The following is an 18804-nucleotide window of genomic DNA, read 5'->3' on the forward strand; positions in this document are numbered from 1 at the left end:
TGGAGGCGGCGCGAGGAGGTTCTCTTGAGTTTGTGGCGTGAGATCGTTGCCCGGCGCATAGCCACCCTCCACGACAGCGCAGCGGACAAGCGCATGGATCTGGCGGCGGCGATTCGGCGCTTCGTCCGGCCGGGGATGAAGATCAATCCTGTGACCATGCAGGCGCGGCCGCAGGCGGCCATGTATGAACTTTGTCGCCAGTTCGCCGGGACCCGGCCGGGCTTCGAGTTCGTTTCCTCGGCGCTCAGCGGCAGTTATCTGCAGCTGGCGCATCTTGGGCTGCTCAGGAAGGCCGTGGTGTCGTTCGCCGGTGAGGGATATCCCACTCCGGGCCCCAGCCCCGTGACGCGCTGGGCCCTGGAGCGCGGCGATTTCGAGCTCGAAAACTGGACCATGCTGACCATCTCCCAGCGTCTGCTGGCGGGCGCCATGGGAGTGCCGTTCCTGACCACCCGTTCCCTGATCGGCAGCTCCCTGGCCGAGGAGCGGCAGACGGCAGGCGGCTACGCCGAGCTGCCCGATCCGTTCAACCCGGGACAGGTTCAGGGTGTCATCAGCGCCTATCAACCGGACATTGCCTTCGTGCATGTCTGGGCGGCGGATCGTGCGGGCAATGCCGTTTGTTTTCCTCCGTATCAGGAAAACATCTATGGCGCGCTGGCGGCGCGACAGGGCGTGGTGCTTACGGCTCACCAGCTGGTGTCCACGGAGTTCATCCGCCGATATTCGCATCTGGTGCGCATTCCCGCCGAGATCGTGCTGTCGGTGAGCGAGGTACCCTACGGGTCGCACCCCTACGGCAACTACAGCGCAGGTATCCCGGAATTGCGCGCTTATGCCAACGACTACAGCTTCATGAAGGAGCATCGCGAAGCGCAAGGCAGCCGGGAGCGATACGATGCCTGGATTCGAGAGTGGATACTCGATAGCGCAGACCAGGATGCTTATCTCGCAAAAGTCGGCGACGAACGCTTGCGGGCGCTGCATCGGGCCGCCGAGCCTGACGCCTGGCAGGACGAGTTGGAACTTCACTCGGAATCCTTGGACCAGGTGCGCAGGGGGGGTAACGTCGAGGAAATGATCGTCCAGGCGTCCCGCGAAGTCGCCAAGCGTATCGTCGACAACGGCTACAAAACGGTGTTGGCCGGGGCGGGGCAGGCCTCGCTCATGTGCTGGCTGGCCGCTCATCGGCTGCGCGAGGAGGGCGTGGAATTTGCCCTGCTCGCCGAAACCGGCATGTACGGCTTCGATCCGCGGCCGGGCGATCCTTTCCTGACCAGCTATCGCAATCTTCCCACCTGCACCTTGCTGACGGATGTCTTCGAGGCGCTTGGGCTGCACGGCTGCGGCGGCGTCAATGCCTGCATGGGCACCATCGGCGCCGGTGAGATCGACAAGTACGGCAACGTCAATTCGACGCGCACTGCCACGGGCGAATTCCTCGTCGGCTCGGGGGGCGCCAACGACATCGTCACCTCGGCCGCCGAGACGGTGGTGGTTGCGGCTCAGCGGACCCAGACCTTCGTGGAGAAGGTCGGCTATGTGACCAGTCCGGGCGCCAAGATCCGCTGTGTCATCTCCACCATGGGCCGGTTCGAAAAACTGGACGGCGATGAACTGGTGCTCACCGGGTATCTTCCCGCCGCGGGCCGCGATCGCGAGCAGGCCATCGCGCAAATTCGCCGGCGCTGTGGCTGGGAGCTGAAGGTTGCCGATCAGGTCGAGGCGCTTCTACCGGCGAGCGAGGAAGACCTGGCCTTGCTCAGACTGTTCGATCCCGAACGCTTCTTTTTGGGCAAGCCGGCCGACAAATAGCGTCAGGCGACACCGATCCCATGGGGCATGCAGGCCGTAAATCCCACTGACCGGCGGGCACAGGTCACGGATGCCGATGCCGCTTTGGATGTTCCGGTCGATTTTTCCAGGGTTGCGTTGAAATGACTTCGAGCGAAGCCGGCCTGGCGGTACGCCGGGCCCGCCGGCATTCGAGTCATCGATACGTTGGATTGCGAGATCGAGGCAGGCGATTAGACTTTCATCGGCTGACTTGTATCGAGGCGTGTGCATGAACGCTGATGCTCCTTTGGAAACTTCCACCTTGCATGATTTGCATGGACGCTGGCCGCAGGCCGAGTCCGTGGAAGATTTTCAGCGAAACCTGGCCGCAGTCCGGGACCGCATCGCGGCAGCCTGCCGGCGGGTCGATCGCGACCCGGCCGGTGTGCGCCTGTTGCCGGTGAGCAAGACCAAGACGGAAGCCAGCATTCGCTTGTGCTATGCCGCCGGGTGCCGCCTGTTCGGCGAAAACAAGCCGCAGGAGGCTTACCGGAAATGGGCGGCGATGGCCGACTTGCCGGATCTGCGCTGGTCGGTGATCGGTCATTTGCAGACCAACAAGGCCAAGCTGGTAGCACGCTGCGCGACGGAATTTCAGGCGCTGGATAGTCTGCGGGTGGCCGAGGCGCTGGAGCGGCGCCTGCAAGCCGAGGGCCGCGGGTTGGACGTGCTCGTTCAGGTCAATACCTCGGGGGAGGCCGCCAAGTACGGTCTGCCGCCGGACGAGTTGGCGCCATTTCTACGCAAGCTGCCGGCTTTTTCCGCCCTGCGGGTGCGCGGTTTCATGACCTTGGCGCTGCTGTCGGCCGAGGCCGTGCGCGTGCGCCGGTGTTTCCGGCTGCTGCGCCGATTACGTGACCGATTGCGCCAGGATGTCCCGGATGGGATCGTGCTGGACGAGTTATCGATGGGCATGTCCGGGGACTATGAGATCGCCATCGAGGAAGGCGCGACCATCATACGTGTCGGACAAGCCATCTTTGGCGCGCGCAACACACCGGACACCCACTACTGGCCTGGTTTTTAAAAAGGGGACAGATTTATTTTCGCGTATTTTCGCGATCTTCGTTAACTCGGCTTGACTTTCTTCTAGACTCTCGATCAGGAGTGTCATGCTGAGGGAACGGTATGCTAAGGATCGGCCGGTTGGTAGTGGAAGGATATCCCCATCATGTGGTGCAACGCGGGCACAATCGACACGTCGTATTCGCAGCTCATGAGGATTACGAGCGGTACTTGAGCGACGTACGAGAGTTGAAGCAGACGTTTGGAGTTCGGCTGCATGCCTACTGTCTGATGACCAATCACGTACATCTGTTGTTGGAGCCGCGAGAGACACGTGCGGCGCTGGGCACGTTCATGAAAGCCCTGGCGGCGCGCGCCACTCGCTACCGCAACCGTCTGGAAGGGCGTTCAGGCACGTTGTGGGAAAGTCGCTACAAATCCAGTCTGGTTCAGACGGACACCTATCTGCTGGCCTGTTGCCGCTATATCGAACTCAATCCCGTTCGTGCTCGTGTAACAGCCAGTCCAACGGATTATCCGTGGTCGAGCGCGCCGGAGCGGTTGGGGCAGAAGCCCGCAGACCTGCTGGACTGGAGTCCAAGCTACCTGTCACTGGGGTGCAGCGAAGCCGAGCGCCAGAGCGCCTATGCACGCTATTTGCTGGAAGCCATCCCGGACAGCGAATGGGTGTTGATTCGAAAATCCCTGCAGCGCGGACAATTGACCGGAGCCGGCAAGTTCGTCGACGAAATCGAGAAAATCACGGGTATCCGAGTCGAACATCGAGGCCGGGGGCGGCCCAGGAAGCAGGTCGTTGAGGGGAGAGGGCAATAACAGGGGAGGGCGAATAATAAATCTGTCCCCATTTGTCCGCATTTGTCCGTGTCACGCAGCGATAATAAATCTGTCCCCATTTGGAGGGAGAGCCTGTCATGAATTCGATTCGTAAAATCGTCGCGGCGACCGACTTTTCCTTCAATGCGCATCGCGCTGCCCGCCGGGCGGGCGTGCTGGCAAAAGAACAGGCGGCTGCGCTCCAGTTGTTGCATATCTTGAATCGTCCCACGGGCAAGGCTCTGAAGATGATGCTGGGCGCATCGGCCGATATCGAATACGAATTGCTCGGCGAAGCGCAGCGCGCGTTGGATTCGCTGGCGCAAGACGTCGTCGCGGCCGGCGGTACGGTGGATGCGAGCAAGGTGCGGGAAGGTGTCGTCATCGACGAAATCCTGGCGGCAGCGGCCGGTGCGGACTTGCTGGTTCTTGGGCCGCGGGGCCTCAACCCGGTGCAGGATTTCGTTCTCGGCACGACTGCCGAGCGGATCGCGCGCATGATCGTGCGGCCTTTGCTCCTGGTGAAACAGGATCCCGCCATCCGCTACGAACATGTGTTGGTACCGGTCGATTTCTCGGAACATTCCTTGCCGGCGCTGCAATTCGCGCGCATCTTGGCGCCCCAGGCCGTCATCCACGTGTTCCATGCCTTCGACTGCCCCTTCGAGGGGCGGCTGCGCAGCGCCGGTGTGCCCGAGGACGCGATAAATGAGTACAGTGCGGCGACGGCCCGCGAGGCTCATGTCAGCATGACCGCGTTGCTCGAACGCGCTCAGGATCAAGGTGCCGTTCCGCTGATCGAGCGGGGGGATGCACGCAGTCTGATCACGGCCAGGGCGGCCGACCATGGCTGCACGCTGATCGTCATGGGAAAACAGGGGCGGTCATGGCTTTCGGAGTTCATTCTCGGCAGCGTTACGCGGCTCATGCTGGAGCGCTCGGCCTGCGATGTCCTGGTCGTGCCGCAGCCGCGCCCCCTGTAGAGCAGCAAACGAACGACTGCTTGCAAAGGAGCGCCTGTCGCGGGGTGGGGTAAGACGCCTCTCCGGTGATCTACTTAAGGAAGCGTCGGCTTTCACGACTGTGCCGACACCAACGTCGTGCTAACCTGAACTTTCAACTAATGGTTCAGTGCGCCTGGCGTGGGATGCCGCGCCGCCCGCGGAGATTCAATGATGAACGTCGCGACGAGTGGCAGCAGCCCAAAATCTGTCAATCCACATCGCTGGGCGCTCGTTCTTGCCGCCGGCGAGGGTCGCCGGCTACGGTCCTTGACGACGACCCCGGCGGGTATTTCGGTGCCGAAGCAGTTTTGTTCGTTGCACGGCGGTTCATCGCTGCTGGATGATGCGGTACGACGGGCGCAGGCGATTGTCATGCCGCAGCATGTTTGCGCCGTCGTTGCCGCCGATCATCGCCACTGGTGGACATCGCTGTCCGAGTCGATTCCGCTGGCGAATATCATCGTCCAGCCCGACAATCGCGGCACGGCGAACGGTCTGTTGCTGCCGCTGCTGCATATCTTTCGACGAGATCCTGAAGCGATTCTACTGGTACTGCCTTCGGATCACTATGTCCGCAATGAGGGTGTGCTGGCGGCGACGTTGGCTGATACCGCGGCGCATCTCGAATCCGGATGTGCGGACATCGTGATGCTGGGTCTGACGCCCGAGGAGGCCGATACGGAACTTGGATACATCCTGCCGGCCGGCGGTGCGGATGTCGGCGGCGCCAGCCATATCAGCAGTTTCGCCGAGAAGCCCGATGGACCGCAGGCGCGTGAACTCATCGGCCAGGGCGGCCTGTGGAATTCCTTCATTTTCCTGGCGCGCGCCTCGGCGCTGGTGCAGTTGTTCGAGCGGCAGTTCCCCGAGATCGTCATGGAAATGCGCGGCGTACTGGAGCATTCCGGTCACGATCCGCAAGGCGGACCGAGTTTGGCCGAATTGTATCGACGGCTGCCGGTGATCGATTTTTCACGCGATGTCGTCGAACGCTTCGCCAGGCAGTTCAAGGTCATGCGGGTACCGCCCTGCGGTTGGAGCGACCTGGGTACGCCGCGTCGTGTCGCCGAGGTGCTGAATCGGGCCGAGGTGCCGAATCGAGGCAGGCGTTCCCATCGTGCCGGGGTATCCGGCGAGCGTTATGTCGGTGGATTTCTCGATCTGGCCTCGCAGTACCTGGAATGGCAATCCCAGGTGCCAGCGTCCCGCGGGATGATGACGTGACGCTGCGCGTACTGCTGGCGGCGGTTTGCGCCGTCCTTGCGGGATGCATCAGTACCGAGCCGAATTCCCGTCGAATGACGGACTTGTCCGGTCCCGAACTTTTCGAACGATGGTGCGCGAGTTGCCATGGCATCACGGGGCGGGGCGACGGTCCGGTTGCGCCGCTCGTCAAGGCGGGGGTGCCGGATCTTACCCGTATCGCCTTTCGTGACGGCGGCGAGTTTCCCGGCGAAGATGTGCGTCGAATCATCGATGGCCGTGCCGAGCGTCCGGCGCATGGTCCTCGGGACATGCCGGTCTGGGGATGGCGGTTCTATGACAGCACGAATCCAGACGATTCCGCCGAGCGGGCGCGTGTCGATATGCTGATTTCCCGCCTGGTCGATTATCTACGTTCGATTCAACGGCAATAAATAATAAATCATGCGATCTATCTACCATGGGGTACTGGGCGCCGCGTTACTGATGACGGGTGCGATACTGCCCGGCGCTGCAAATGCTGCGGACTACGTGGCCTTGTCGGGCCGGCAGCTGTACGAGCGATTCTGTGCATCGTGCCACGGTGTGCAGGGGCGCGGCGACGGCCCTGTTGCAGATTCGCTGAGGGTCGAGGTGCCGGACCTGACGCGGATCGCCCAGCGCCGGGGAGCTGCGCTGCCGCGCGATCGTATTGCGCGAATCATCGACGGGCGGCATGTGCTCAAGGCGCATGGCTCGCGCACGATGCCCGTATGGGGCGAGGATTTGTCGCGAGCCCATGCCGGTGACCCGGATGCGGAGCGAAACACCGAAATCATCATCTCCAGGCTGGCCGAGTATGTTTGGTTCCTGCAGCGGCCTGGAGACCAGGACGTGCCCCTCGCGGCGCAGGCACCGGATGCACCGGCGGGCGTCGATCAATGGATCCATGCCGCGCTGGAACTCGACCGGAATGCCGAACGCGGTGCGCTGCTGTATGAGCAGCACTGCGCCGATTGTCACGGCGGGCAGGCCTGGGGCGATGCGGCCCGATCCATCCCTGCCCTGGCAGGCCAGCGGCGTGCCTATCTGGTGAAGCAATTGGCCGATTTCATCGAACTCGAGCGTCGGGGGGATCAGGAGGCACTTCGGGGGGAGCGTCAGGGACGGGATCAGGGCCGCTCGATGCATGAGGTGGTGTCGTCCGCGGGGCTCGATGATCCCCAGGTCTGGGCCGACATTGCCGCCTATGTGAATGGCCTGCCGCTTGCGCAGTCCACACAAACCGGCGATGGCACCGGTCTTGCTCTGGGCGAAGCCGTCTATCGTGAACAATGCGCCACCTGTCATGAAGAGGACGCCCGCGGCGATGATGAGGGATTCGTACCCTCGCTGCGCAATCAGCATTACGTCTACCTGCTGCGCCAGATGCGAGGCTTGACCGCCTGGCATCGATCGAATGCCGATGAAGGCCTCATACGCTTTCTGGACAGTCTCGAGACCGAGGAGATGACTGCCGTGGCGGACTACCTGTCGCGCTTTCGCGGGCCTGTCCGGGATCGCCTGCGAATGCATAATGATGGTACCGTCGGCGACTGACTAGCAGGAACCGTGTCGATGCGACAGATCAACAAAATCCTGGTAATCGTCGATCCGACGGCCGATACGCATCCGGGCGTGGAAAAGGCCGGTGCGCTGGCGCAAAAGCTGGATGCGCGCCTGGAACTGTTCATTTGTGATTCGAAAGCCGTCCGCCAGGCGCGCCTGGCGGCCCGTGCTCGTGTCAGGACGCCGCCCGATCCAGCTCGATCGTCCGCGGCCGATCCGGCAGCCCTGCTGGAGTCGCTGGCGGAACCGCTGCGTGCCGGCGGCATCGCGGTCACGACCGAGACCGAATGCGTGGACCTGCTCCTCCTGGGGCTGATCGATCGTACCCGCCGCACGACGGCCGATCTCGTCGTCAAGGATACGCATCATCACTCGCTGCTGCGCCGCACCTTGTTGACCAATACGGACTGGCAGCTGATCCGCAGTTGTCCGGCGCCGCTGCTGCTGACCAAGCCGGCGCCGTGGCGAGCGCCGCCGCAGATCGTCGCGGCCATCGATCCTGGACATGTGAACGACAAGCCGGAAGCGCTGGATCATGACATTCTTGGGTATGCCGCCGCCGTCGCCGCGGGCCTGCATGGCGACCTGCACGCCCTGCATGCATACCTGCCCATGGCCGTCATGGCGGCCGCGGCGGCGGTGCCGCCTCTGGTTGCGGCAGTCTCGGATCAGGATCTCAAGGCGGAGGAGGAGGCCAGGCGCAAGGAAATTGCGGCCCTGGTCGCCGGCTATGGGATCGATCTGAAAAGAATCCGGCTGGAGGTGGGCGGGCCTGTGGAAGTGCTGCCCCGCGCCGCGGCTTCGTTGCATGCCGATATCATGGTGCTCGGGGCGATTTCCCGCAGCGGCCTGCAACGTGCGTTCATCGGCAGCACGGCGGAAGACGTGCTCGAACAGCTGCCCTGCGATGCATTGATCGTCAAGCCGCCGAACTTCGCCGATCTGCTGCCCTTCTGAGCTGCCGTGGGAGGCAACGCAAAGCATAAAACGGTTCTCGCCGCATCCATCCTGGCCGCCATCGTGGTGGCCCTGGTGTTGTGGCGCGCACTGCAGCCCGCGGGGCCGGGCGAAGGCTTCATCAGCGGCAATGGCCGTATCGAGGCGACGGAAATCAACGTTTCCGCCCTGCTAGGCGGTCGAGTGGAGAGCATGCTGGTCAGGGAAGGTGATTTCGTGAAGGCCGGTGAACCACTGGTCCGGATGCAAACCACCGTTCTGGAGGCGCAGCGTGACGAAGCGCGTGCCTTCCATCAGCAGGCGATCACTGCGGTGGCGACGGCCAGGGCACAGCTCGCCATGCGCCGCAGCGAGGTGGCCGCAGCGCGGGCGAATGTCGTCCAGGCCGACAGTCAGCTGGATTCTGCGCAGCGGCGCCTCGCCCGTTCCGAAGCCCTGGCGCAGCAGGGCGCATCTTCGTTCCAGGAGCTCGACGACGATCGTACTCGTGCGGGTGCTGCGCGCGCCGTGGTCGCGGCGATGCAGGCACAGACAATTGCCGCGGAGGCTGCGGTTCAGGCGGCGCATGCGCAGATCGTGGGTGCCGAAGCCAACGTTGCCGCCGCTGCGGCCACGGTCGCCCGCATCGAGGCGGACATCGCCGATAGCACCCTCACTTCACCGCGCGATGGCCGGGTGCAGTATCGTATCGCTCAGCCCGGTGAAGTGGTCGGCGCCGGCGCACCGGTATTGAATCTGGTCGATCTAGGCGACGTATACATGACGTTCTTTCTGCCGGAGAGGGCAGCCGGACGCGTCGCCCTGGGCGCCGATGTGCGCCTCATCCTGGATGCCGCGCCGCATTGGGTGATTCCGGCGCAGGTATCGTTCGTGGCGGATACCGCGCAGTTCACGCCCAAGACGGTTGAAACCGCCAGCGAGCGCCAGAAGCTCATGTTCCGTGTGCGCGCCCATATCGATCGGGAATTGCTGGAGCGGCATATCACCCAGGTGAAAACGGGGCTGCCCGGCATCGCCTGGCTCAAACTCGACCCGCAGGCGCAATGGCCGGCGAATCTGGCAATCAAGGTACCTGAATGAACGATGCTGCAGGAGCCGACGCGGCGCCGGTGGCGGTGTTGAGCGGCGTCGGGCTGCGCTATGGCAGGAAGCCAGCCTTGAGCGGTATCGATTTGGAACTGCCCGGCGGCTGCATGATCGGTCTGATCGGCCCGGATGCCGTCGGCAAGTCCAGTCTGTTGTCCTTGATCGCCGGCGCCCGCGCGGTGCAGCAAGGCAGGGTGCAGGTGCTGGGCGGCGACATGGCGAACGCGCGGCATCGCCGCCGCGTCTGTGCCGAGATCGCGTATATGCCGCAAGGCCTGGGCAGGAATCTGTATCCGACCTTGTCGGTGGAAGAGAACCTGCAGTTTTTCGGCCGTCTGTTCGGTCATGATGCGCACGAGCGCCGCCGGCGCATCGAGGCACTGACGCAGGCAACGGGACTGCACGCCTTTTTGAGTCGGCCGGTCGGCAAACTCTCCGGCGGCATGAAACAGAAGCTGGGTCTATGCTGCGCGCTCATTCATGATCCGGCTTTGCTGATTCTCGATGAACCCACCACCGGGGTCGATCCGCTTGCAAGGCGCCAGTTCTGGGATTTGATCGATCGTATCCGCCGTGAGCGTGCCGGCATGAGTGTCCTGGTGGCGACAGCCTACATGGACGAGGCCAGCCGTTTCGACCGGCTGATCGGTATGGACGATGGCCGTATTCTCGCCATCGGTACGCCGCGCGAGCTCTATGAGCGCACCGGTACCCAGTCGCTGGAGGCGGCGTTCATCGCCCTGATGCCGGAGGCCAAGCGGCGCGGACATACACCGATCGTGACTACGCCGCCGCCGGACGGCAGGGATCGTGATATTGCTATCGAAGCGCAGGATCTGACCATGCGCTTCGGCGATTTTGTCGCGGTCGATCAAGTCAGCTTTCGTATTCCGCGCGGGGAGATCTTCGGTTTTCTAGGTTCCAACGGCTGCGGCAAGACCACCACCATGAAAATGTTGACGGGACTGCTGCCCGCCAGCGCCGGCCACGCCAGGCTGTTTGGCCGCAAGGTCGATCCGCACGACATGGCTACCCGACGCCGCGTAGGCTACATGTCGCAGTCGTTCTCTCTTTACAGGGAATTGACGGTGCAGCAGAACCTGGCGCTGCATGCAAGGCTCTTCCAGGTGCCTGCACACCGGATTCCAGCGCGCATCGAGGCGATGGCCGTGCGCTTCGGTCTGCAGAATGTACTCGGAAGCCTGCCGGGCAGCCTGCCGCTGGGCATGCGACAGCGTCTGTCGCTGGCGGTGGCGCTGGTGCATGGACCCGAACTGCTCATCCTGGATGAGCCGACGTCCGGGGTGGATCCCGTTGCACGCGATGATTTCTGGCGTCTGCTGCTGGATTTGTCCCGCAAGGATCGGGTCACAATTTTCATCTCGACGCATTTCATGAACGAGGGAGAGCGCTGCGATCGTATTTCGCTCATGCACGCAGGCAGGGTGCTGGTCAGCGATACGCCGGCAGCGCTGATGCGCGCGCGCGGCGCCGATACGCTGGAGCAGGCGTTCATCGCCTATCTGCAAGATGCGGGGCTGCAGCAGGATGGCGAGCGGGTTGGGCGGGCCGGGGACGAGAGCGCATCACATGGCGCATTGTCACGGGCTGCGCCGCCGCAGGGTGATACAGCGGCGCGGAGCGCGCCACCGCCACCGCCACCGCCGATGCCGATGCCGATGCCGGCGATGGCGCCGGCGATGGGGCACCGGCATCGCTTCAGTCTTCGCCGCGCGCTGAGCTACACCCGGCGTGAGACACTCGAACTGCAACGCGATCCGGTGCGCGGCACGCTTGCCTTGGCGGGGAGCCTGTTGTTGCTGTTCATCATCGGCTTCGGCATCAACATGGATGTGGAAAAGCTGCCTTACGCCGTGCTCGATCGGGATCAGACCGTTTTGAGCACCGACTATGCTTTGAACCTCTCCGGGTCACGCTATTTTGTCGAGCGAGCCTCGCTTGCGGATCATGCCGATATCGACCGGCGTATGCGCAATGGCGAGTTGGCTCTGGCCATCGAGATTCCCTCCGGCTTCGCGCGTGATGTACAGCGCGGCAAGCCGGTGCAGATCGGTGCCTGGGTGGATGGCGCGATGCCCCAGCGTGCCGAGACCGTGCGCGGCTATGTGCAGGGCATGCATCAATCCTGGCTGGTCGACACGGTAAAGCGAAGGTTGGGGCAGGTACCGGTTGCGCCGATCGACATCGAAACGCGCTTTCGCTACAACCCGGATGTGCGCAGCCTGCCGGCGATGGTGCCGGCGGTGATCCCGCTGCTGTTGCTGCTGATTCCGGCGATGCTCACGGCATTGTCGGTGGTGCGCGAAAAGGAATTGGGTTCGATCATCAATTTCTACGTCACGCCGGCCACCCGCAGCGAATTTCTGCTGGGCAAGCAGTTGCCCTATCTGGCGCTCAGCATGGTGAATTTCCTGCTGATGGTCTGGCTGGCGGTCAGCGTCTTCGGGGTGCCGATGACCGGCAGTTTTGCGACTCTGGCCCTGGCCGCACTCCTGTTCTCCGTGTTCGCCACGGGATTCGGCCTGTTGTGTTCCGTCTTCACCCGCAGCCAGATCGCGGCGATCTTCATCACCATGCTGGCAACGCTCATTCCGGCGGTCCAGTATTCGGGACTCCTCAACCCCGTTTCTTCGCTCGAAGGAGCCGGTTATCTGTTCGGTCGGGCGTTTCCCGCGACACACTTCCTGACCATCAGCCGCGGCGTATTCAGCAAGGCGCTGGGCTTCGCGCAGCTGCAATCCTCGTTCTGGCCGCTATTCATCGCCGGACCGCTGGTGCTGGGGTTGTGCATGGCGCTGCTGAAAAAGCAGGACGGCTGAAAGCAGGACGACGGAAAGCAGAACGGCGGAAAGCAGAATGACGGAATGGGCAGCGTAGCCAACATCTATCGCCTGGGCGTCAAGGAGCTGTGGGGCCTGCGGCGCGAGCCGATGATGCTGGTGCTGATCGTCTACAGTTTCACGATCGCCGTCTATACCGCCGCCACCGCCTTGCCGGAAACGCTGCACAAGGCACCTATCGCCATCGTCGATGAAGACCGCTCCCCGTTGTCGACGCGCATCGTATCGGCCTTCTATCTGCCGCACTTCACCGAGCCGGCCATGATTTCGCTCGCCGCGGTCGATTCGGGGATGGATGCCGGCGATTTCACCTTTGCGCTGAACATTCCGGCGAATTTCCAGCGCGATGTGCTGGCCGGCCGGCAGCCGGCGCTGCAGCTCAATGTCGATGCCACCCGCATGAGCCAGGCGTTCGCCGGCAGCGGCTACGTGCAGCAGATCGTCATGGGCGAGGTTACGGAATTCGTCCAGCGCGTTCGTGGCACGGCCGATCCGCCGATCGATCTGGCGCTGCGCATGCGCTTCAATCCCTCACTCGATCAGTCCTGGTTCGGCAGCGTCATGGAACTGGTCAACCTGGTCACCATGCTGTCGATCGTGCTGACCGGCGCGGCGCTGATCCGGGAACGCGAGCATGGCACCATCGAACACCTGCTGGTGATGCCGATCACGCCCATGCAGATCATGATGTCGAAGATCTGGTCGATGGGGCTGGTGGTGCTGGCGGCAACCGTGCTATCGCTGATATTTGTCGTCGAAGGCGTATTGCGTGTACCCATCGAAGGTTCGCGGCTGCTGTTTCTGCTGCTGGTGCTGCTGCATCTGTTCTCGACCACCTCCATGGGCATATTCATGGCGACTCTGGCACGCAGCATGCCGCAGTTCGGTCTGTTGCTCATGCTGACGCTGATGCCGCTGCAGATGCTCTCCGGCGGGGCGACTCCGCGTGAGAGCATGCCGGAAGCGGTACAGATTCTGATGCTGGCCGCACCGACCACCCATTTCGTCGCTGCCAGCCAGGCGATCTTGTATCGTGGCGCAGGGTTCGGCGTCGTCTGGCCGCAGCTGTCGGCCATCATTCTTATCGGCGCATTGTTTTTCAGCATTGCGCTACGACGCTTTCGCAAGACGCTGGCGCAGATGGCGTGACGGCGGGATAGCGGCACCGCGAGACAGCGGCACCGCGGCACCGCGGCACCGCGATACAAGACAAGCAAGCACTGGAAGCGTCTATCGGGGCCATTTCTCCAAGAATACCTAGGTTATCGGGGTTGAAGTTCTGCTCTCATCCGGTCTAATAATCCTAAAACAGAATTAATCCAGAGGAAGAGGTCTGGAGGGATATATCGATGCCGGATACACGGGTAGGAATGGCGCGATCCGCAATTCGATCCAGGACGATTCGCGACGGGCGGCTGGCGTCATGGTTCGTCGAATGGCGGGTGCCCATCCGCAAATGGCTGTCGAGCCGTTCGTCCGTACCCGCTGCGGACCTGGACGATGTGGCTCAGGAAGTATTTCTGCGCCTGCTGCGCTACAGCGACGACATTGTGATCGACAATCCGCAGGGCTATCTGTTTCGCGTGGCCGCCAATGTCGCCAGTGAATGGCGCGAACGGGCGCGTCTGCGCTGTCCGCACGATCAAAACTGGCTGCACGATCTATCGATCGAGCCTGCCAACGAACCGGAGAATGCCGTGGCCCGCGCCGTCCTGGGGCAGCATGTTCGGGCAGCGATCGATCGGCTGCCGCCGCGCCAGCGTACGGCCTTGCTGCTGCACGTCAACGATGGATTGACCTACATGCAGATCGCCGAGCGGCTTGGATTGTCCTACCGTGCCGTGATGCGGGATCTGACTCGCGCCTACAGCCGGCTGCGGCTGCAATTGAACGCCGAAGATCCGGGTGGCCCGAACCGCTGCTGAGGGTGTTGCTATGACGAGGCAACTCGATCGAATCAGGATTTCACTGACGAGCCGGGAAGCCGCCGAATGGTTCATCCGTCTCAAGGACACTGCGCCCAGCCGTGCCGACCATCGCGAATATCTGCACTGGTTGAAGGCCTCGCCCAGCCACATGGCGGAGGCGTTGCATATCGGACGAATGTATGGACTCCTGCGCCGCGCGCAGTCCGTTTCGAGCGATGCGCCGCAGCAGGCCGGCTCTTGACCCCAGTGCTTCCGCGGATGCTCCCGCAGGTACTCAAAAAGCCTTCGAACACGTAAGCTTCGTGCCTTTCGCGCCTCGTCAGGCCACGGTACCTATCCGGCGCCGTGGGCCGGCGCCGCGCCGGCCCGGCCGGTGGATGGCCGCATCCGAGGCGTTTCCCTCGCATCGGCGAGGATTTGCAGGAGCTGACGATGAGCTTCGATCTGGTGGCAACGGTGGCGCTTTCCGGGGGGCTGCTGTTCGTGGGTTACGGCATGCAGCGCCTGATTCCTTGGCTGGCGCGCTTGAATATTCCTGCTCCCGTGATCGGCGGCTTGATCGCATCCGTTGCGGTGTTGTTTGCGCGTATATATGGGCTGCCGGTGCCGATGTTCGACACGACATTGCAGCGGCCCTTGCTCGTGGCCTTTTTCACGACCATCGGCTTTTCCGCCAGCGTGGCGCTGCTGCGGGTGGGAGGGCCGCAGGTGGCCTTGTTGCTGGTGATCGTCACGGTGTTTGCGATCCTGCAAAATTTGATGGGCATGGGAATCGCGATCGCCTTCGGGCAGGATCCCTTGTTTGGCGTATTGACCGGCTCGGTGACCTTGATGGGTGGTCCGGCCACCGGATTGGCTTTCGCGCCCTTGTTCGAAGCGGCAGGAGTGGAGGGCGCGGCATCGATCGCGATCGCCGCCGCCATGGCAGGCATCGTCATCGGCGGGTTGGTCGGCGGGCCGGTGGCCACCTTCCTGATCGAACGCCATCGATTGCGTGGGCCGCGCGCCGCGGGGAATGCGCCTGTCGAGGCCGCTGCCATGCAGGTGCGGATCGATCCGCAGCCGGCGCTGCAGCCGGAGGATGATGCCGCGCGGGCATATGTAGCGCTCAAGACGGTGGTGATCGTCTTGATGGCGATGTGGTCAGGCTCATGGATCAGCGCAGCGATCAACTCGACAGGGGTGACCTTGCCGGAGTACATCGGGGCGATGCTGGCGGCCGCATTGATACGGAATTTCGATGACCGGACCGGCTGGATCGGTCTGCCTCACGCAGCTGTGGATCTGTTGGGCGCCGTTGCCTTGTCGCTGTTCCTGGTCATGGCCTTGATGACTCTGGATCTTACTCAGTTGGCAGGTCTCGCCTTGCCCTTGATCGTGATTCTGACGGCGCAACTGGCACTGGTGGCGGCATTGAGCATCTGGCCGATTTTTCAGCTGCTGGGCCGCGATTACGATGCGGCCGTGACCACCGGCGGCACGATCGGTTTTGCATTGGGCACGACTGCCAATGCCATGGCAGTCATGCGTACCCTGGTGGAGCGGTTCGGTGCTTCACCACGCGCCTTTCTGGTCGCACCGCTGGTGGGGGCATTCTTTATCGATTTCACCAATGCGCTGGTGATCACCGGCTTTCTGAATCTTTTCGGCTGATTCGTGCTGCCGGGCTCTACTATGATCCCCCGTAGGTTACCCGCGGGGCCAGGCTGCGCAGCACGGCCGGGAGCTCGTGTTCGGGAGAGATACCTTCGCCGGGAATATCCGGGTACTCGGGATCCCAGGGCATGATGACCGTCCGGGTGCCGGGGAGGATCTTCGGCATCATGGGGATGACGTTGCGCCGCGCCTCGGCGGACAGCAGGGCCGACAAGGTTGTATGTTCCTGCAGAGCCGCGATCAGTTCGATCGTGGTGCACAGGGTCGGCGTTGCGATCGGCAGCGTCCCTGCGGTTTTGGCGGCGACGAGTGCCGCGGGGCGCATCCATGCCTGCTCCACCGTCTCGACATCGTCGATCATGGAGGTTTGTCCCGGGGGTACCGCCGCGAGGAAAAAACGGGTATCGAAGCGTTTGGGAGCGAGTGAGGGCGTGATCCAATGCGCCCAGTAGATCAGCCGGTCGACCTCCAGGAACAACGATTCCTCCTTCAGCAGGCTGGCGAAGCATTCCGGTTGTGCGGCGATGGTGCGCCGGCTGGCTTGCAGCCGGGCCGTCTGCGCCTGGCTGCAGGGGACGCCGTCCGCCGTGGAGGCCAGCAGCACACCGCTTTCCTCGAAGGTTTCACGGCAGGCGGCAACGGACAGTCCCAGGCATTGCTCACGAAGCAGAGGCTCGCCGTACGGGCTGGCAAGACGGGCACAGGCTGCCTGAGAGGCAGGTGGAATACGCTGCAGTGTCGGGGGCGAAAAATCCGTTGTGGACAAGGCGCCGCCGGGAAAAACCCAGAGGCCGCCCAGGAATGCAAGTTTCTGGTGCCGGCGGGTCAGCAGGACTTCCACGCCTTCGGGCCCGTCACGCAGCAGCAGCACCGTCGCGGCATGTCGTAGCACGGGAGCTTGGGGTCGAGAGTCGATTGAAGTGTTCACAAGGCTATTCTTACATGAAATACAGCCGTCGAATCACGCCGGTTCACGCCGTTACAGGCGGATGCATGCCTGGCTCGAGGCCGCTCCACGGTAATCGGCCGGCCTCGCGCGCCACACGGAACCGATCGTGACGGGGAATCCGAAAAGGTTAAACTAGCCGTCCGATTCATCGCCGGCACGCACTCCCATGCCACACGAAGATCCGAGCCTCGAGACACTGCTCGAGCGCAACCGTTCATGGGCTCGCAACGTCAAGCAACAGGATCCCGGATTCTTCGAGCGTCTCGCCCGGCAGCAGGCGCCGCACTATCTATGGATCGGCTGCGCCGACAGCCGCGTGCCGGCCAACCAGATCATGGGCCTGTCTCCGGGGGAGATATTCGTCCATCGCAATGTCGCGAACATCGTGGTGCACAGCGACCTGAATTGTTTGTCGGTCATCCAGTATGCGCTGGAGGTGCTGAGAGTTCGTCACATCATCGTATGCGGTCACTATGGCTGCGGCGGCGTGCGCGCCGCGCTGCATGACAGGCGTTCGGGCCTCATCGACAACTGGCTGCGCCATGTCCAGGATGTGCGTAATCGTAATCGTGATGAATTACGGGAATTGAAGGATGATCATCTTCGCCTGACGCGGCTTTGCGAGTTGAACGCGTTGGCACAGGCGATCAATGTGGCGGAGACCACCTTGCTGCAGGACGCCTGGAGCCGTGAGCAGCCGGTCTCGATTCATGCGCTGGTCTATGGCCTCGAGGACGGCATCCTGCACAAGCTCGGCACCAGCCTCACGGATGAGGAATCCCTGCAGCGCCGCAAGCGCGAGTTGGGGTGGTAGCGGACGCAGGGTTGCCGATGGGCGCTCGGAACCAGACGCTCAAAACAGTTCGATGTCGTGCTGCGGTTCGGCCGGTGCAGCCGAATCGACGCTATCCTCGATCAAGCGCCTGAAGATCTGCTGCTCTTCTTCGGTGCGATACAGTTGCCGCAGGCTGATCAGCAATTGATCCCATTGCTTGCGTTGAGAACGTTGCGTGCGATCGCAGGTGAAGGCCGCGAGGCGCAACAGGCTGTGACGCACGTGATCGAGGCGTTGCGTGAGCTTGTCGTGGAATTGCAGGGCGATGACGGCCGAGTTCATCTGGCTGCGAATCGCGTCGAATTGTCGATTCAAGTTGCCGATGCCCTGCAGATGCAGCGTGTCCTGCAGTTCGCCGGCCGAGGCACGCATGCTGCGCGAAGTTTCCGATACGGCATTGAAGGCCTGCAGCAGCGTATCGATGGCTGTTTCGGCATCATGCATGGCGGCGCCGATTTGAGCCTCGCACAATTCGAGCAGGCGTACGATCTGCTGTTCCGGCGACCAGTCGTCAGTCCGGACTCTCGTCTCCAGCGAGGAGGGTAGGCCGAGTTCCGATGTATTCATCTTGGGAGCTTCCGTATCGATGACTTGCGCAGCCGCGGTGCGGGCGGACCGCGGCCTACAGCACCCGTTCGATCGTTTTGAGCAGCTGAGCCGGATTGAACGGCTTGACGATCCAGCCGGTCGCTCCCGCCTGCTTGCCGCGCTGCCGAGTCTCCTGCCCGGACTCGGTGGTGAGCACCAGCATGGGAGTGAACTTGTAATTGTCGAGCGCGCGCAATTCGCGCACCAGGGTGATGCCGTCCATGCGCGGCATGTTTACATCGGTGAGCACGAGGTCGGCACCGGCGTGCCGGGCGTAAGCAAGAGCATCGACACCGTCGGCGGCCTGCACGACGGTGTAGCCGGCGCCTTCCAACGTGTATTTGACCATCTGGCGCATCGAGGCCGAGTCATCGACGGCGAGAATCGTACGGTGGGGGAGAGGGCGGTTCGCCGCTGACATGCATCACGCTCCTTCCACGCAGACGGTCGAACCGGTGGATGCCGGATGCATCAC

The 18804-nt window shown here is 62.9% G+C and carries 18 protein-coding genes; 15 read left to right on the forward strand and 3 right to left on the reverse strand.

The annotated features are described in order from the left end of the window. Window positions 1-24 precede the first annotated feature (24 nt). The 14 genes from ACG33_RS03965 (at window position 25) to gltS (ending at window position 15954) form a co-directional block, all read left to right on the forward strand. On the forward strand, window positions 25-1815 hold the full coding sequence (locus ACG33_RS03965; protein ID WP_066918899.1) for a CoA-transferase: 1791 nt from the start codon (window positions 25-27) through the stop codon (window positions 1813-1815). Between the two features lie 250 nt (window positions 1816-2065). Next, on the forward strand, window positions 2066-2863 hold the full coding sequence (locus tag ACG33_RS03970; RefSeq protein ID WP_066918901.1) for a YggS family pyridoxal phosphate-dependent enzyme: 798 nt from the start codon (window positions 2066-2068) through the stop codon (window positions 2861-2863). Window positions 2864-2964: 101 nt separating this feature from the next. Further along, the gene (locus ACG33_RS03975; protein ID WP_066918903.1) at window positions 2965-3675 is read left to right on the forward strand and encodes a transposase; all 711 of its coding nucleotides are present in this window, start codon (window positions 2965-2967) and stop codon (window positions 3673-3675) included. A gap of 98 nt (window positions 3676-3773) precedes the next feature. Next, a complete protein-coding gene (locus tag ACG33_RS03980) occupies window positions 3774-4658 on the forward strand; it encodes a universal stress protein (RefSeq protein ID WP_066918905.1) in 885 nt (294 codons plus the stop codon). A 189-nt stretch (window positions 4659-4847) separates the two neighbouring features. Beyond that, complete coding sequence (locus tag ACG33_RS03985) at window positions 4848-5903, forward strand: sugar phosphate nucleotidyltransferase (RefSeq protein WP_066918907.1); 1056 nt, start codon at window positions 4848-4850, stop codon at window positions 5901-5903. Next, window positions 5900-6316 carry a c-type cytochrome gene (locus tag ACG33_RS03990; RefSeq protein ID WP_066918909.1) on the forward strand — a complete coding sequence of 139 codons (417 nt, stop codon included), beginning with the start codon at window positions 5900-5902 and terminating at the stop codon, window positions 6314-6316. The genes ACG33_RS03985 and ACG33_RS03990 overlap by 4 nt, the downstream gene beginning before the upstream one ends. A gap of 10 nt (window positions 6317-6326) precedes the next feature. Beyond that, window positions 6327-7460 carry a c-type cytochrome gene (locus ACG33_RS03995; protein ID WP_083536428.1) on the forward strand — a complete coding sequence of 378 codons (1134 nt, stop codon included), beginning with the start codon at window positions 6327-6329 and terminating at the stop codon, window positions 7458-7460. Between the two features lie 18 nt (window positions 7461-7478). Beyond that, window positions 7479-8426, forward strand: coding sequence for a universal stress protein (locus tag ACG33_RS04000; RefSeq protein WP_157071660.1), 948 nt, complete (start codon window positions 7479-7481; stop codon window positions 8424-8426). A gap of 6 nt (window positions 8427-8432) precedes the next feature. After that, window positions 8433-9506 (forward strand): HlyD family secretion protein, encoded by a 1074-nt coding sequence (locus tag ACG33_RS04005; RefSeq protein ID WP_066918915.1) that lies wholly within the window; start codon window positions 8433-8435, stop codon window positions 9504-9506. Further along, on the forward strand, window positions 9503-12352 hold the full coding sequence (rbbA, locus tag ACG33_RS04010; RefSeq protein WP_066918917.1) for a ribosome-associated ATPase/putative transporter RbbA: 2850 nt from the start codon (window positions 9503-9505) through the stop codon (window positions 12350-12352). The genes ACG33_RS04005 and rbbA overlap by 4 nt, the downstream gene beginning before the upstream one ends. Before the next feature lie 45 nt (window positions 12353-12397). After that, window positions 12398-13522 carry an ABC transporter permease gene (locus ACG33_RS04015; protein WP_066918919.1) on the forward strand — a complete coding sequence of 375 codons (1125 nt, stop codon included), beginning with the start codon at window positions 12398-12400 and terminating at the stop codon, window positions 13520-13522. 221 nt (window positions 13523-13743) lie between these two features. Further along, a complete protein-coding gene (locus tag ACG33_RS04020) occupies window positions 13744-14298 on the forward strand; it encodes an RNA polymerase sigma factor (RefSeq protein WP_066918921.1) in 555 nt (184 codons plus the stop codon). 10 nt (window positions 14299-14308) lie between these two features. Further along, window positions 14309-14542 carry a FecR/PupR family sigma factor regulator gene (locus ACG33_RS04025; protein WP_066918923.1) on the forward strand — a complete coding sequence of 78 codons (234 nt, stop codon included), beginning with the start codon at window positions 14309-14311 and terminating at the stop codon, window positions 14540-14542. 191 nt (window positions 14543-14733) lie between these two features. After that, entirely contained in the window at window positions 14734-15954 is a 1221-nt protein-coding gene (gltS, locus tag ACG33_RS04030; RefSeq protein ID WP_066922781.1) for a sodium/glutamate symporter, read from the forward strand. A 19-nt stretch (window positions 15955-15973) separates the two neighbouring features. Here the strand turns inward: gltS and ACG33_RS04035 are convergent, their stop codons facing one another. Further along, complete coding sequence (locus ACG33_RS04035; protein ID WP_066918925.1) at window positions 15974-16849, reverse strand: NUDIX hydrolase; 876 nt, start codon at window positions 16847-16849, stop codon at window positions 15974-15976. Window positions 16850-17072: 223 nt separating this feature from the next. Here ACG33_RS04035 and can point away from each other — a divergent pair, with 223 nt between their 5' ends. Beyond that, complete coding sequence (gene can / locus ACG33_RS04040) at window positions 17073-17720, forward strand: carbonate dehydratase (protein ID WP_066918927.1); 648 nt, start codon at window positions 17073-17075, stop codon at window positions 17718-17720. Between the two features lie 39 nt (window positions 17721-17759). On the opposite strand, the gene ACG33_RS04045 is transcribed toward can, so the two are convergent. Both ACG33_RS04045 and ACG33_RS04050 read right to left on the reverse strand, forming a co-directional pair. After that, on the reverse strand, window positions 17760-18308 hold the full coding sequence (locus ACG33_RS04045) for a hypothetical protein (protein ID WP_066918929.1): 549 nt from the start codon (window positions 18306-18308) through the stop codon (window positions 17760-17762). 55 nt (window positions 18309-18363) lie between these two features. Continuing rightward, window positions 18364-18750 (reverse strand): response regulator, encoded by a 387-nt coding sequence (locus ACG33_RS04050; protein ID WP_066918931.1) that lies wholly within the window; start codon window positions 18748-18750, stop codon window positions 18364-18366. Between the last annotated feature and the right edge of the window lie 54 nt (window positions 18751-18804).

This window comes from Steroidobacter denitrificans, from assembly GCF_001579945.1.
Classification (GTDB): Bacteria; Pseudomonadota; Gammaproteobacteria; order Steroidobacterales; family Steroidobacteraceae; genus Steroidobacter; species Steroidobacter denitrificans.

Coding starts and splice junctions, on each gene's coding strand:
- ACG33_RS03970 (WP_066918901.1), top strand. CDS start 2,066: ATGAACGCTGATGCTCCTTTGGAAACTTCCACCTTGCATGATTTGCAT.
- ACG33_RS03975 (WP_066918903.1), top strand. CDS start 2,965: ATGCTAAGGATCGGCCGGTTGGTAGTGGAAGGATATCCCCATCATGTG.
- ACG33_RS03980 (WP_066918905.1), top strand. CDS start 3,774: ATGAATTCGATTCGTAAAATCGTCGCGGCGACCGACTTTTCCTTCAAT.
- ACG33_RS03985 (WP_066918907.1), top strand. CDS start 4,848: ATGATGAACGTCGCGACGAGTGGCAGCAGCCCAAAATCTGTCAATCCA.
- ACG33_RS03995 (WP_083536428.1), top strand. CDS start 6,327: ATGCGATCTATCTACCATGGGGTACTGGGCGCCGCGTTACTGATGACG.
- ACG33_RS04000 (WP_157071660.1), top strand. CDS start 7,479: ATGCGACAGATCAACAAAATCCTGGTAATCGTCGATCCGACGGCCGAT.
- rbbA (WP_066918917.1), top strand. CDS start 9,503: ATGAACGATGCTGCAGGAGCCGACGCGGCGCCGGTGGCGGTGTTGAGC.
- ACG33_RS04015 (WP_066918919.1), top strand. CDS start 12,398: ATGGGCAGCGTAGCCAACATCTATCGCCTGGGCGTCAAGGAGCTGTGG.
- ACG33_RS04020 (WP_066918921.1), top strand. CDS start 13,744: ATGGCGCGATCCGCAATTCGATCCAGGACGATTCGCGACGGGCGGCTG.
- ACG33_RS04025 (WP_066918923.1), top strand. CDS start 14,309: ATGACGAGGCAACTCGATCGAATCAGGATTTCACTGACGAGCCGGGAA.
- gltS (WP_066922781.1), top strand. CDS start 14,734: ATGAGCTTCGATCTGGTGGCAACGGTGGCGCTTTCCGGGGGGCTGCTG.
- can (WP_066918927.1), top strand. CDS start 17,073: ATGCCACACGAAGATCCGAGCCTCGAGACACTGCTCGAGCGCAACCGT.
- ACG33_RS04045 (WP_066918929.1), bottom strand. CDS start 18,308: ATGAATACATCGGAACTCGGCCTACCCTCCTCGCTGGAGACGAGAGTC.
- ACG33_RS04050 (WP_066918931.1), bottom strand. CDS start 18,750: ATGTCAGCGGCGAACCGCCCTCTCCCCCACCGTACGATTCTCGCCGTC.